Source organism: Ewingella sp. S1.OA.A_B6, assembly GCF_049889095.1.
In the GTDB taxonomy this organism is placed as follows: domain Bacteria; phylum Pseudomonadota; class Gammaproteobacteria; order Enterobacterales; family Enterobacteriaceae; genus Ewingella.
In genome coordinates, this window is record NZ_JBLJFK010000018.1 from 52,335 (window position 1) to 66,372 (window position 14,038).

General features: G+C 55.6%; 4 protein-coding genes, 1 other RNA gene and 3 pseudogenes. 4 read left to right on the forward strand and 4 right to left on the reverse strand.

Features of this window, described 5'->3' with window-relative positions:
* The first annotated feature begins 13 nt into the window (after nt 1–13).
* Both ACMV8I_RS20430 and ACMV8I_RS20435 read left to right on the forward strand, forming a co-directional pair.
* Nucleotides 14–10,009 (forward strand): hemagglutinin repeat-containing protein, encoded by a 9,996-nt coding sequence (locus ACMV8I_RS20430; RefSeq protein WP_498867020.1) that lies wholly within the window; start codon nt 14–16, stop codon nt 10,007–10,009.
* Nucleotides 10,006–10,371: a hypothetical protein gene (locus tag ACMV8I_RS20435; protein WP_498867021.1), complete on the forward strand. Its 366-nt coding sequence runs from the start codon at nt 10,006–10,008 to the stop codon at nt 10,369–10,371. The genes ACMV8I_RS20430 and ACMV8I_RS20435 overlap by 4 nt, the downstream gene beginning before the upstream one ends.
* 42 nt (nt 10,372–10,413) lie before the next feature.
* On the opposite strand, the pseudogene ACMV8I_RS20440 reads toward ACMV8I_RS20435, so the two are convergent.
* Nucleotides 10,414–10,587, reverse strand: a pseudogene (locus tag ACMV8I_RS20440) (SymE family type I addiction module toxin); the annotation flags it as partial.
* Nucleotides 10,588–10,808: 221 nt separating this feature from the next.
* Between ACMV8I_RS20440 and ACMV8I_RS20445 the strand changes: the two are divergent.
* Nucleotides 10,809–13,013 (forward strand): annotated as a pseudogene (locus tag ACMV8I_RS20445) (VENN motif pre-toxin domain-containing protein); the annotation flags it as partial.
* On the forward strand, nt 13,010–13,306 hold the full coding sequence (locus ACMV8I_RS20450; protein WP_498867022.1) for an immunity protein CdiI family protein: 297 nt from the start codon (nt 13,010–13,012) through the stop codon (nt 13,304–13,306). The pseudogene ACMV8I_RS20445 and the gene ACMV8I_RS20450, both read left to right, overlap by 4 nt.
* A 38-nt stretch (nt 13,307–13,344) precedes the next feature.
* On the opposite strand, the gene ACMV8I_RS20455 is transcribed toward ACMV8I_RS20450, so the two are convergent.
* The 3 genes and pseudogenes from ACMV8I_RS20455 to ACMV8I_RS20465 form a co-directional block, all read right to left on the reverse strand.
* A complete protein-coding gene (locus tag ACMV8I_RS20455; protein WP_498867023.1) occupies nt 13,345–13,686 on the reverse strand; it encodes a hypothetical protein in 342 nt (113 codons plus the stop codon).
* A gap of 10 nt (nt 13,687–13,696) precedes the next feature.
* Nucleotides 13,697–13,807: pseudogene (locus ACMV8I_RS20460) on the reverse strand (SymE family type I addiction module toxin); the annotation flags it as partial.
* Between the two features lies 1 nt (nt 13,808).
* Nucleotides 13,809–13,937: non-coding RNA, RtT sRNA (locus ACMV8I_RS20465), on the reverse strand.
* Between the last annotated feature and the right edge of the window lie 101 nt (nt 13,938–14,038).

Genomic DNA, 14,038 nt, shown 5'->3' on the forward strand with positions numbered 1-14,038 from the left:
ACGGACGTTATTCATGAACAAACATTGCTACCGCATTATCTTTAGCCGCTCTCAGGGTGAATTAAGAGTGGTCTCTGAACTGGCCCGCAGTGGTAGCACTATGCCAGGACAAAGCCGCACAACCGGCGGTCCGACGCGGCTGTGGGTGACACTACGTCGTTCAATGTGGCTCATTGGGCTGGCTTTATTTGCCGGGCCCGCGATAGCCAACGGCATTATTGCCGACGGCCAGCTCGCACCCGCCCAGCGTCCGGAAGTGATCAGCACCCAAAATGGGCTGCAACAGGTCAATATCAACGCACCCAATCAGGCCGGTATTTCGCACAACCAGTACCAGCAGTTTGATGTTAGCCAGCAAGGGGCAATCCTCAATAACTCGGCGGTGATGACCTCCACGCAGTTAGCCGGTGTCATTCAGGGAAACGCAAAACTCAATCCAAATGCCGCCCCGGCTAACGTCATCATCAATGAAGTCAACAGCAACAATCCCAGCCAATTACGCGGTTTCCTCGAAGTGGCTGGCGGCAAAGCTCAGGTCATTGTCGCCAACCCATCCGGCATTCTGTGCGACGGCTGTGGCACCATCAATGCAGGTCGCATGACGCTCACCACCGGTAAACCACAGCTCAATGCCGACGGCAGTCTGGCGGGATATCAGGTCGAGCGCGGACTTATCAGAATTGAAGGCGGCGGGCTGAATGGTGACTCACGTCATGATACTGAGTATGTCGATATTCTGGCCCGCGCGGTGGAAGTAAACAGCGGTATCTGGGCCAAAGAGGCAGTATCCGTGGTCGCCGGCCGCAACCAGATCAGTGCCGATGGCAAAACTATCACCGCCCTCGCCGGTGGTGATAGCACACCTGAAGTGGCCATTGATATGGGCCAAATGGGCGGTATGTACAGCGGCTCTATCCGAATGATCGGCACGGAAGCGGGGGTCGGTGTCCGCAATCAGGGGGGCCAGCTTCAGGCAGATAAAACCATGACCGTGAGCAGCGAAGGGAAGCTGGTTTGGCAAACGACGGCCACGGAACCCAACACACAGGCCGGCGGAGACATTACCTTAACGGCCAGAGACAGCGTTGAACACCATGGCAAACTTTATAGCGGTGGCGAGCTTACCGTGCAAAGCCGTCAGGGCGGGATCACACAGTCCGGCACCCTGGCCGCAGCCCGCAATGTCCGGCTTGAGGCTGCGCAAGATATCGAGAGTCGCGGGCATCTTTTGGCAGGTAGCAATGTGAACAGTACCCTGCTCCGCCCGGCTGATTTAACCCTCAACACGCAGGGGGATATTCGTGCCAGCGGCAGCCTGTTGAGCCAGAATAAGGTCAGCGTAACGGGTCGTCGGGTAGATTTAAGCCAGAGCCAGTTGGCGGCTGAGCAAGCGGTGCTGACTGCGCAGAGCGGCGGTGTGACCCTGCAACAGGCGCAGGTGGACAGCCAACAATTTATCGTCAACAGCCAGGGTAATCTGGACACCCAACAGGCCCAAATTCGCGCCGGGGTCTGGAAAATCAACGCCGATAGCCTGTTCAATCAGGCCGGTGTCTGGTCACAGGTGGGCGCCGGTGAAAGCCGTTTCAATCTGACGGGCGGGCTGGATAACAGCGACGGCAGCATCGAAGTACAACAACTCAGCTTTAACGCTTCTACCTTAAATAATCTACGCGGCCGCCTGGTGGCATTAGATGGCACGGCGCAGCACTGGCGCGTGAGTGGCTTACTGACCAACCCGTTCGGATTAATCGGCACCAACGGCGGCCTGCAACTGGATACCGGCACGTTAGATAACCAGGGCGGTACGTTGCAAAGCCAATCCTCTCTTTCAGTGATGGCACAGCACGAGGTCAACAATAGCCAGGGCAAGCTGCTGTCCGGTGGCAATCTGTCACTGAATGTTCAGGGCGCACTCAACAACCAGACCGGAGAGATCCGTGGTCAGAACCTTCAACTCACTACGCAAGGTCTGAATAATGCGCAGGGGTTATTGGTCAGTCAGGAGCGATTACAGCTGGATACCCGCCAATCCATCGATAACCAACAAGGTCTGATAGAGGCCGGTGATGCACTGGATATCAGCACCGCAGGGAGTTTGGATAACCGCAACGGCACCGTGGTAGGCGGGAAACAGGCCAGCGTCGTGGCAGCTACTCTGGACAACGCGGCAGGCAAGCTACAGTCAGGCGGCGAACTCACACTCAATACCTCTGATAATGTTAATAATCAGGCGGGTACCCTGACGGCGCAGCAGAATCTCTATTGGCAAGGTGGCGCACTCAGTCTGTTCAATAATGATGCGGGCACTCTGTTAAGCGGTGGCGCGATGTCGCTGCGCGGCGGTCAGTTGAACAACCGTCAACAAGGGCTGATACAGAGCCAGCAGGCGCTCACCCTGAACCTTGATGGTACGTGGGATAATCAGGGTGGAAAGCTGGCCAGCGGTAGCAGCAGCACCTTGCGTGCACTTAGCCTGATCAATGCACAGGGGGAAATTCAGTCACTGGGTTCTCTGGATATGCAGTTCACCCGCGCACTGGATAACCGCAATGGCTACATCATCAGCCAGCACTCTCAACACTTGCAGGCACAGAATATTTTTAACGGTCAGGGATGGATAGGCAGCCTGGGAACACTGACCGCCATCAGCCAGAGTGTTGAGAACGCCGGGGGTGAAATCGTCAGCCAGCAGGATGCTGAGCTGATGGTGAACCATCTGAATAACCAGCAGGGAACGCTGCAATCAGCGGCCAGTCTGGTGCTACGCACGGTGCAGGACGTCTACAATCAGGGCGGTAAAATCAGTGCACAGGCGCGCCTGTGGTTACAGGGGCAGACCGATGGCACCGCGGCTGGCGTGTTACATAATGCGAACGGCCAACTGCTGGCAGGAGAACAACTGCGCATTCAGGCTCAGGGGATTGATAACCAGCAAAGTGGTCTGCTTTACAGCCAGAAACAGCTGCAACTCACCCTTAGCGAGGCGCTGGATAATCGCCTGGGCAAACTGCAAAGTGGCGAAGGGATGCAATTCAGTGCCGCTCAGTTGCTAAATGCACAAGGGGTGATTGACAGCCAGCAGCAGCTCAGCCTGCAGGTTTCCGGCCTGGTGGATAACACGCAAGGCACATTGCGCGCCAATCAGGCCTTACAACTTTCAGCCGCTCAACTGCTGAATGCGCAGGGTGTGGTAAGCAGTTTAGGAAGCCTGTCGCTGACGGCCAACCAGTTAGATAACCACACCGGTACGCTGATTAGCCAGGGTGCGGGGGATTACCATTTCGTCTCGCTCAATAATCTGCAGGGTAAAGTCCACAGCGGTGGCATGCTCTCACTGGATGGCAACGGCATCGATAATCAGGCTGGGCAGCTGGTGGCCACTCAGGCGCTGAATATCAACAGCCATAACCTCGATAACAGTCATCAGGGGATCATCAGCAGTCAGGACGCATTGACGCTATATACCGGGCAATTAAATAACCGGGACGGCGGCCTGCTGATCGGCACGACGCAGACCGACCTGAGCGCCAGCGCTCTGGATAACACCGCCGGTCGGGTGCAGAGCACGGGCACCTTAACCTTGTCACAGCTGGACTGGCTGGATAACCGCCAGGGTGCGATTTTATCCAATAATAACCTGAGCATCAGCGGCGGAACCGCTCCGGCACTGGACGTATTCAATCAGGGCGGCAATATCCAAAGTGGCGGAGCGTTAACGCTCGCCGCCCGGACGTTCGATAACCTTGGCGGAACGTTACTCAGCCAACAGGCCTTGCAACTGACGGTCGATCAGGATTACACCCACCGAACCGGGGACACGCTCAACAGTAACACCGCCGTCACTCTGCGTGTGGCGGGCGTGCTGACGAATCTGGCGGACTGGCTGCTGCCGGGCGATCTCACTCTCTACAGCACCCAACTGAACAACCTGGCAAGTCTGGTCGGCAATACGCTGCATCTGACGACGGGAACGCTGCTTAATCAGGGGCGTATCGAAGCCGATACCCTGACTATCGACAGCGATAACCTGGATAATCAAACCACGTTGATGGCCGATAACCTGACCGTCAACAGCCGGATCATTGACAACCACGGTCGCGAAGCGCTGATCGCTGCGACGCAAAATATCAGCCTGATGACCGGCGAACGGCTCACCAACCGCGATGGCGCGCTGATTTACAGCGGCGGGACCTTACAACTCTCCAGCGGAAACCTGATTGAGAACCTGGCCAGTCATATTGAAGCAGAGGGGGATCTCACCCTGACGGCCCGTCGTTTTGATAACCTGCGTGAAGGGCTGGACATTACGCGCGATGCAGAAACCAGTGACTACAAATGGCACCGCTACAACTACTACTGGCGCTCGTTTGGTGAGGATGTGAATACCGATGTCAGCACCATGGCGCCGACCACCCAGCAGCTGACGTTCCGCGATGACGCGGCGGCTGAAAGTAACCCGTATGGCACATTACTGAACATCGACGCCGCCGGTAAGCGGGCGGAAGTACGCGTGAAAGATAATACCGGACAACTCGTCAGTCTGTGGGTCAACTATCTCGCCCTGATCCCCAATGCCGATGGCAGCTATGCTATGACGTTTTACGACGTGCGCGGCTGGAACCAGGACGTTATCCCAACCCCTTATCAAAACTCCTTCCGCCGCGAACATGATATCGGGCAGGCTGTGGTGTGGGATCCAGAACGATTCCTTGATATTGCCAACGCACCGTTGGTGAGTGACTATAACAACCTGCGTGAACGCACGGTGACCGGCACGGTGACGACGGACAAACTGGTGTCTGCCGGCGTCGGTGCGTACCTGTTGTCCGGTGGCAATATGGTTTTGCATATTGCGGAGCAATTGCTTAACGACGCCAGCACCATCAGTTCCAACGGCAACCTGACGATTGACGGCACCGCTAACATTATTAACCGGGGTTATTCAGTCAATGAGCGGCGACAAGAGGTGATTTTCGATCACTATGATCGTGCCGAAGGACACTGGTATCCGACGAACAGACTGGATCAAACCACCGCACTGACCACCATTGACGGTGTGATCAGCGGATATGGCAACGTGACTATCGGTGGCGCGCATCTTGAAAATACCACCGTCAATCAGGCGCAAATCAGCAGTGTGGAAGCGGCGCAAAAAGCGGCTGCCGCCGAGCGTGCCGAGTGGGAGCGTAACCCGCTCGGCGTGGATATCGCCGTAGGCGACTGGCAGCCGGGTGATACCGGTCTGGCGCAAGGCACCGGGCCTCTGACGCCTGCTGAACTGGCGCTGACCGACAAGCAGCATCTGGCCAACGTAGCAACAACCATTCCCAACAATGGCCTGTTCCGCCAGCAAACTGCGCCAGCCAGCCCCTATCTGGTGGTGACCGATCCACGCTTTACCGACAAGAGCAAATTCATCAGCAGTGACTATCTGCTGCAACAGGTAGGTTATGACCCGAGCCAGGTGCACAAGCGCCTGGGCGATGGCTATTACGAGCAGCGCGTGGTGCGTGAGCAGTTGCTAATGCTGACCGGGCGTCCGTCAGTGAAAGGTGACAATCCGATGGCGCAATATCAGGGCTTGATGAATAACGGCATTAAGGTGGCCGCCGACTTCCATCTGCTGCCGGGCGTGGCTCTCACGCCGTCACAGATTGCCGCTTTACAGCAGGATATCGTCTGGCTGGTGAGCGAAACCGTTGACACCGCCAACGGGCCGCAGACCGTCTGGGTGCCAAAAGTCTATCTGGCCAACAGCACGATACGCCTGACCGGCGACGGCGCGGTGATCGCGGGGGGCAACCTTCAGCTCTCCACCGGCAGCCTCAACAATGCGGGTAACCTGTTTGCCGATAAAGCCCTGAGCATTGATACCGGCCAGTTCTTGCAAACGGGCGGTGATATCCGCGCCGATACCATCAACGTGCAGGCCGACAGCATCACCCTCAGCACTAACCTGCAAGACGCGCTGCGTCAGGCCAGCATGAGTGCGCGTGACATCAGCCTGAGCGGCAGTGACATCAGCCTGCAGGGCGCAAAACTCAGCGCCAGCGATAACCTCAGCCTGAGTGCCAGCAACAGTATCAACATCGGCACGGCCCGCAGCACCAACACGGCAGATGTCAGCGTGATATCCGGTTCCATGGGCAACCGCAAGCGTGAAGGAATGGAAGAAGCCGGGGATCGTCTGGCGCAGGTCAGCGGCGAATGGCAGCAGGCGCTCGGCAGCAGCCTGACGGCGGGAGGCAACCTCAACCTCAAGGCCGGGCAGGATATTACCCTGCAGGGCAGTCAGGCTTCAGCCGGTGGTAAAACCCAGGTGCAGGCCGAGGGCAACGTCTCCCTGCTGGCCGACACCACCACTAACAGTACCCATCTGGACGCTAACAGCCGCACGTCGACGGTCAGTAACGACAGGCAGGCTGAGACGCTCCACACCAGCACTCTTGGCGGCAATGGCGGCGTCACAATCCTGGCCGGAGGCAACTTCCTGGCTGAAGGGGCCAGCGTGGAGAGCACGTCCGGCGGCATCGGCCTTAGCGCCCAGCAAGTGACCATCAAAGAAGCGCGCCAGCAGTTGGAAGAAAGCGACAGCGAACACGGCAAAGTCGGTAAGACAAAGAGCCAGCGGCAGACCGAAAGCGGCAGTGATCTCTCGCAAGGCAGCCTGTTCAGCGCCCAAGAAGGCGTCACGGTGATTGCGCGCGAGGGCGACCTGACGGTGCAGGGCAGCACGATACAAAGCGAGCAGGGGACCATCGGGCTGAAGGCATCCGGCGACGTGTCGATTCAGGCCAGTCAGGATGAGCAGCACCTGTCGCAGCAGGGCAGCAGCAGCACCAAAGGGTTCCTGAGCAGCAGCCAGAGTGCTTACCAACGCGAAGAGTACAGCAGCACGGCCAACGGCAGCCTGCTGAGCGGGCAGGAAGTGGTGGTGCAAAGTGGCCGGGATATCAACGTGATGGGCAGCAACATTGTCGCCAGCGATGACGTCTCCCTGACGGCGGGGAATAACATCACGGTGGGCACGGCGGAAAACACGTCAGATTCCTACTATGCCAGCCAGCATAAAAAAACGGGCTTCTCCGGAACCGGCGGTATCGGGTTCAGTTACGGCACTAAGAGCCGGAATATCACTGACGACGGCATATCGCGGAGCAGCACCGGTAGCACGGTCGGCAGTACGCAAGGCAACGTGACGCTGAACGCGGGGAATGCCCTGACGGTCAAAGGGTCAGACGTGCTGGCAGGGAAAAACATCGGCCTGACCGGCAAAGAAGTTAATATTCTGGCGGCGGATAATCAGAGCAGCCAGACGCACACGGTGGAACAGAAGACCAGCGGGCTGACGCTGGCGCTGTCCGGCACAGTCGGCAGCGCGGCCAGCAGTGCGGTGTCGAGCGCCAACGATGCCAGCAACGAGAGCAACGGGCGGCTTGCGGCGCTACAGGGGATGAAGTCGGCCCTGAGCGGCGTGCAGGCGGCGCAGGCCAATACGCTGGCGAATGAAAATGCCGCCGACCAAAACGCCATCGGCGTCAGCCTCTCCTACGGCAGCCAGTCGTCCAAATCGACCCAGACGTCGAAAAACAGTCAGAGTCAGGGCAGTACGCTGACGGCGGGCAATGATCTGCACGTCCGTGCTACCGGCACCGACATCACCGTGCAGGGCAGCCAGCTGCAGGCCGGCAAGGATATAAGCCTGTTCGCCGGGCGGGACGTTAACCTGCTTTCCGCCCAAAATACTGCCGTGCTTGACGGCAAAAATGAGAGCAAAGGCGGCAGCGTTGGGGTGAGTATTGGTGCGGGCCAGGGCGGCTGGGGTATCAGCGTGTCGGCCAGCGTCAACAAGGGCAAGGGCAGCGAGGCGGGCAACGGGGTGACGCACACGGAAACGACGCTGAACGCCGGGAATAACCTGACTATCCGCAGCGGGCGTGATACCACGCTGACCGGCGCTCAGGCCACCGGCGAGCAAGTGACGATGGACGTCGGTCGTAACCTGACCCTGACCAGCGAGCAGGACAGCGACAATTACGACTCGAAACAGCAGAATGCCAGCGCGGGCGGGAGCTTCACGTTCGGTTCGATGACGGGGTCCGGGAGCGTCAACCTGAGCCGCGACAAGATGCACAGCACCTACGACAGCGTGCAGGAGCAGACCGGCCTGTTCGCCGGCGCGGGTGGCTTTGATATTACGGTCGGTGAGCATACCCAGCTTAACGGCGCGGTTATCGGCAGCACGGCAGCGGCGGACAAAAACCGCCTCGACACCGGCACGCTGGGCTTTGGCAATATCGAAAACCGGGCCGAGTACGAGGTTGAGCACCAGAGCGTGGGCATCAGCTCGGGCGGCAACATCGGCGGGCAGTTTGCGGGCAACATGGCAAATAGCCTGCTGGTTGGGGTGAACGGCAGCGGCAGCGATAGCTCGACCACCAGGTCGGCGGTGTCAGACGGCAGCCTCATTATTCGCGACCCGAATAAACAGACGCAGAACGTCGATGAGCTGAGTCGCGACGTGGAACACGCCAACCAGACGCTTTCGCCTATTTTTGATAAAGAGAAGGAGCAGACCCGGCTGAAGGAAGCGCAGATGATAGGCGAGATAGGGACGCAGGCAATGGATATCGCGCGGACGCAGGGGGATATCAACGGTCTGAAAGCAGCGAAAGAGAAGCTCGGCCCGCTGAAAGAGAACGCGACCGAGAAAGAGCGCGTTGCCTACATGGATGCCTTACGTGACTCGGATGTGTACAAAACGGAAATGAAGAAGTACGGCACGGGGAGCACATTGCAGCAAGGCTTATCCGCAGCCACGGCGGCGATACAGGGCTTAGCCGGTGGTGATGTAGCGAAAGCCATTGCGGGTGGGAGTGCGCCATATCTGGCTGAAGTGATCCATAATATGACCACCAGTCAAGACGGTAAAACCGTCAATACCGAAGCCAATCTGATGGCACATGCCGTGGTGGGTGCCGTGGTTGCTCAAATCAGCGGCAACAGCGCGTTGGCCGGTGCATCGGGTGCGGTGGTGGGCGAGTATATTGCCCAACAGATGTATCCGGGGGTTGATCGGGATAAGCTGAGTGAAGATCAACGCCAGACCATCAGTGCGCTGGCAACGCTGGCGGCGGGTCTTGCGGGCGGATTGACCGGAGACAGTTCGGCCGATGCCGTGGCGGGTGCGCAGGCTGGGCAAAACGCAGCGACGAATAATAACCTTGCTATCGTTCGTACCGGCGCGGCGGCTTGTGCAGAAATTCCTGCTTGTCGTGATAACGTCATTAAAATAGGGCTGGGCGCTTTAGTGGGCGCAGGCGTTGCCACTTCTGCGATGGAACAGCTTTCCGACCCTCAGAAAACCAATGTTATGTTGGCAGCGATGTCGGGTGATAAGACTCTCATCGACAACCTTTCCCCCTCAGAGAGAACGGCTTATGAGGAGTGGAAGGGAAATCAAGGGTTGATCACTGTCTTCCCAGCGGGAGAAAAAGATCCAACTGGTGGTAAGCTTGAAAACCCAGCTCAGGATCAGAATAAGGGAACCACGCTGGTTACACCGGATCAGTCAGGTGAACAGGGTGCGAGCAATACCGGCAATACGGACGGTAAGGCGGATACGGGCGGGAATACCACGACAACGCCGATTGCAGAGCAGAATCTGGATGATTTAGCTTATCTGGCTGGAGGGTACGAGCCTAATAAGGGCGCTGTCGGAAATATTGGAGAGTTCTTTAAGCAGCCGGGTTTTGGAAGTCTGACAAAAGGTAATTCACAGAAAACTAGCAAGTTATATCAGGGACAGACGGTTTATAAAGCATCTGATGATATTAGCGACAATATCCGAAAAGGAGACCAGTTTTACTTAGATGCTAAACATAAAGACCACATTGAAGTTTTTGATCAGAGAGGGAATTTTGTTCATGTTCTAAACTTAGATGGAAAGGTAAACACCGCTAAAACGGCTAAAGCAGCCGAAGAAGGTAGGAAGCTTCCCAAATGATTAAAAATCCTTTTTTTGAGAAAATGAAAGATAATTATATTCAAATTTCTAAGGAAATTGCCGCTACGCCATTAGATGGCGATGATTTAATGATCAATTATGATACTGATCTGGATAAGTTATTTTTATCTGATATGGAAAAATTATCTGCTGCTAGTGAGTTATTACATAAAGCAAAAGATTTAGACGATAAAATAACAGTCCAAGCAGCACTGGTTTACATGAGGGTATTTTCTATAAGGCTATCTGGTTTTTTTGAGGACATTAAAGATGATGCAGATGCATTTTTAAAAGAATCTCATTGGCCAAAGATCCCTGAAGATTACCAAGTTCCCGAGCACTACCAATACCCATTTAAATAAAGCCAATCCCGGCGACCGAGCCGGGATTTTTTTACCTGTCGATCACTCCTCTGCCAGTCGGATGATCAACTGTCCACGTTCAACCATCACCCGAACCTGCTGGCCGGTCCCAAATCCCGCCTCTTCCAGCCATTTACCTTTAATCGTCAGCTGCGGGCTGGGGTTGGGTCTGCCGCAGTTGGGGCGATAGCCGACGGTGTAACGACGGGCTTGGGGCTAGTAAAAACACTTAATCGAACCTGCCATGACGGATATCACAATTATAAAACAATGCGTTACGAACTTTCAGCGTTGTATTTATACTGCTGAGTTTGTGGGCATTGCTCTTTAACATTGAGATAAAAACCCAGTATTTTCCCTGAGCGGCGTGCAGGCAGCGCAGGCCAATACGCGGGCAAATAAAAATGCCGCCGACCAAAATGCCATCGGCGTCAGCCTCTCCTGCGGCCAGCGTCAACAAGGGCAAGGGCAGCGAGGCGGGCAACGGGGTGACGCATACGGAAACGACGCTGAACGCCGGGAATAACCTGACTATCCGCAGCGGGCGTGATACCACGCTGACCGGCGCTCAGGCCACTGGCGAGCAAGTGACGATGGACGTCGGTCGCAACCTGACTCTGACCAGCGAGCAGGACAGCGACAATTACGACTCGAAACAGCAGAATGCCAGCGCGGGCGGGAGCTTCACGTTCGGTTCGATGACGGGGTCCGGGAGCGTCAACCTGAGCCGCGACAAGATGCACAGCACCTACGACAGCGTGCAGGAACAGACCGGCCTGTTCGCCGGCGCGGGTGGCTTTGATATTACGGTCGGTGAGCACACCCAGCTAAACGGCGCGGTTATCGGCAGCACGGCCGCGGCGGACAAAAACCGCCTCAACACCGGCACGCTGGGCTTTAGCAATATCGAAAACCGGGCCGAGTACGAGGTTGAGCACCAGAGCGTGGGCATCAGCTCGGGCGGCAACATCGGCGGGCAGTTTGCGGGCAACATGGCAAATAGCCTGCTGGTTGGGGTGAACGGCAGCGGCAGCGATAGCTCAACAACGAAATCAGCGGTGAGTGAAGGCACGATAACAATCCGCGATAAGGACAATCAGAAGCAAGACGTAGGTGAGCTGAGCCGCGACGTGGAACACGCCAACCAGACCCTCTCCCCTATCTTTGATAAAGAGAAAGAGCAAAACCGGCTGAAGGAAGCGCAGCTGATAGGCGAGATAGGAACGCAGGCGATGGATATCGCGCGGACGCAGGGGAAAATCGAGGCGACGAAGGCTGGCAAGGCAGAGCTTGAGAAACACGGCGTTCAGCAGCCGGGTAAAGATGCGACGAAGGAAGAGCGAGCGGCCTATGATAAAGCCCTGACGGAAACGGCAGGTTATAAAACAGCGCAGCAGAAATGGGGCACGGGGAGCGCCATTCAGCAGGGATTACAGGCCGCGACGGCAGCGGTTCAGGGCTTAGCGGGCGGCGACATGGCGAAAGCGTTGGCGGGAGCCAGTGCGCCGTATCTGGCTGAAGTGATCCATAATATGACCACCGACCCGGTGACGGGCAAGGTGAACAGCGAAGCCAATCTGATGGCCCACGCGGTATTGGGTGCGGTTATTTCGCAAGTGAACGGCAATGGCGCGCTGGCCGGTGCATCGGGTGCAGTGATGGGTGAGTATATTGCCCAGCAGATGTATCCGGGGGTTGATCGGGATAAGCTGAGTGAAGATCAACGCCAGACCATCAGTGCGCTGTCGACGCTGGCGGCGGGTCTTGCCGGTGGGTTGGCGGGAGACAGCTCGGCCGATGCCGTGGCGGGTGCGCAGGCTGGGAAGAATGCGGTGGAGAATAATGCGCTGAGTTCCACACAGGCGCTGGCCTTCGATAAAGAACTGTCGGACTGTCGCAAATCCGGTGGTGACTGCCAGGCTGTCATCGACAAATGGAAGCAAGTCAGCGACAAGCAGAGCGCGGAAACCGATGACAAGCTGAAAGATAACCCGCTGGAAGCTGTGGTTATTGATAAGGAAGTGGCGCAGGGCGGTATAGATATGGCGCAGCGTCCAGCCTGGCTGGATAACATCGGTGCTGATGTGATGACCGATGAACAGGCTAAAGCCTATGTCCAGTACTGGAATGCTCAGGATCTGGCGAAGATAGATGCAAGTAGCCCGGACTGGATGAAGTTTGCGGTGTTTATCTCAGACCCGGAAAATCAGGTAGCAGTAGCTTCGCTGGGATTACTGGGTAAAAATTTAGTTCAGTTAGCAAAAAATACTTTAGTCACTAAATCATTATTTAAAGAAATGACGGCTCAGGGCATTAAATACACGCCCGAAAATGTTGTTAGTGCGGCAAAGGATGTGAATGGGAAAATTATTTTCCTTGAGAAGGGTAATTCGAAAGCAGGATTGCAGCATATCGTTGATGAACATGCAAAAGACTTTGCTAATATTGGTGTCGCAGAGGCACAAATTCCTAGCGTTGTGATAAAGGCTGTGTCAAAAGGGAAAGTTGTAGGTTATCAAGGGAAAGGCACTGGGCGGCCTATATATGAGACTGTTATAAATGGTGAGACTCATCGCCTTGCTATCACCGTATCTAGTAATGGTTTTGTGGTAGGTGCGAATCCTGCCGGGAGAATACAATGAAAATAATAAAGTTGATGGCAGACTATTACTCATTCCCTCTTTGGAATAATTCTCCAGGAGAGGTAGGAAATATTGATCCTGAAACTTTACCTCTTTCTGATAAATTAAAAGAAAGGCTTGATAACTGGTCCGAAATTTATGACTCAATATTAAATGAGGAAGATCCTGCATCATCTGATTTTTTAACGAAAGAGGATGAATGTATGTTCATACAAGAAGGTACTGAGTTAGCAAAATGTCTTCAGATAGAACTTGGAGACACTTATCAGATTAATTATCATTCTAAATATTAAGAAATCCCGGCCACTGAGCCGGGATTTTTTTACCTTTTTTAAGCACTCAACCCCGCCGTTCTGCGCCTGACAATGATCACATTAGGCGTGGGTATGATATCCACATCCTCCGCCCGGCTGATGTTGAGCTGGGTTAGCCAGTCGCCCGCAATAACCAGGCTGCCGTCGTCGCGCACCCAGTCAGCCCCCAAATCATGGTGGCGTTGGCTGGCCTCGCACAGTGTCTGCCATTCCTGTTCATCGGTCACGGTGGTTACCCACAGCGCCTGTTGTCTGAGCAGAAACTTAATCGATGCATCTACAATAAAACCGTTATCCGTCAGTAGATTGCCGGTGAGAGTTAACTCAGGAAACGGCTGAGCGGTAAAAGTGATGTTCATGTGCTTCTCCTTAAGCGTTCAGCCCGGTTCTGATAACCAAACAACCCTTCTCAGCCGTAATACTCACCGGTTGCCCGGTGGTAAACCCCCACTGTTCCAACCACTTATCTTTAATCGTTAGCTGCGGGCTGGGGTTGGCTTACGCGCATCTTCGATGCTTGCCCTGCGGGCCGTTGCTAAAGCAACGTGGTCTCGCTGCGCTCGGCTCAAACCTCCTGCGGAGGCTCTCATCCTCACAAACGATAGGCGAAAAAAAACCTGCTTCAAAAGCAGGCTTTTCAAATTGGTCGGCGAGAGAGGATTACGCGCATCTTCGATGCTTGCCCTGCGGGTCGTTGCTAAAGCAACGTGG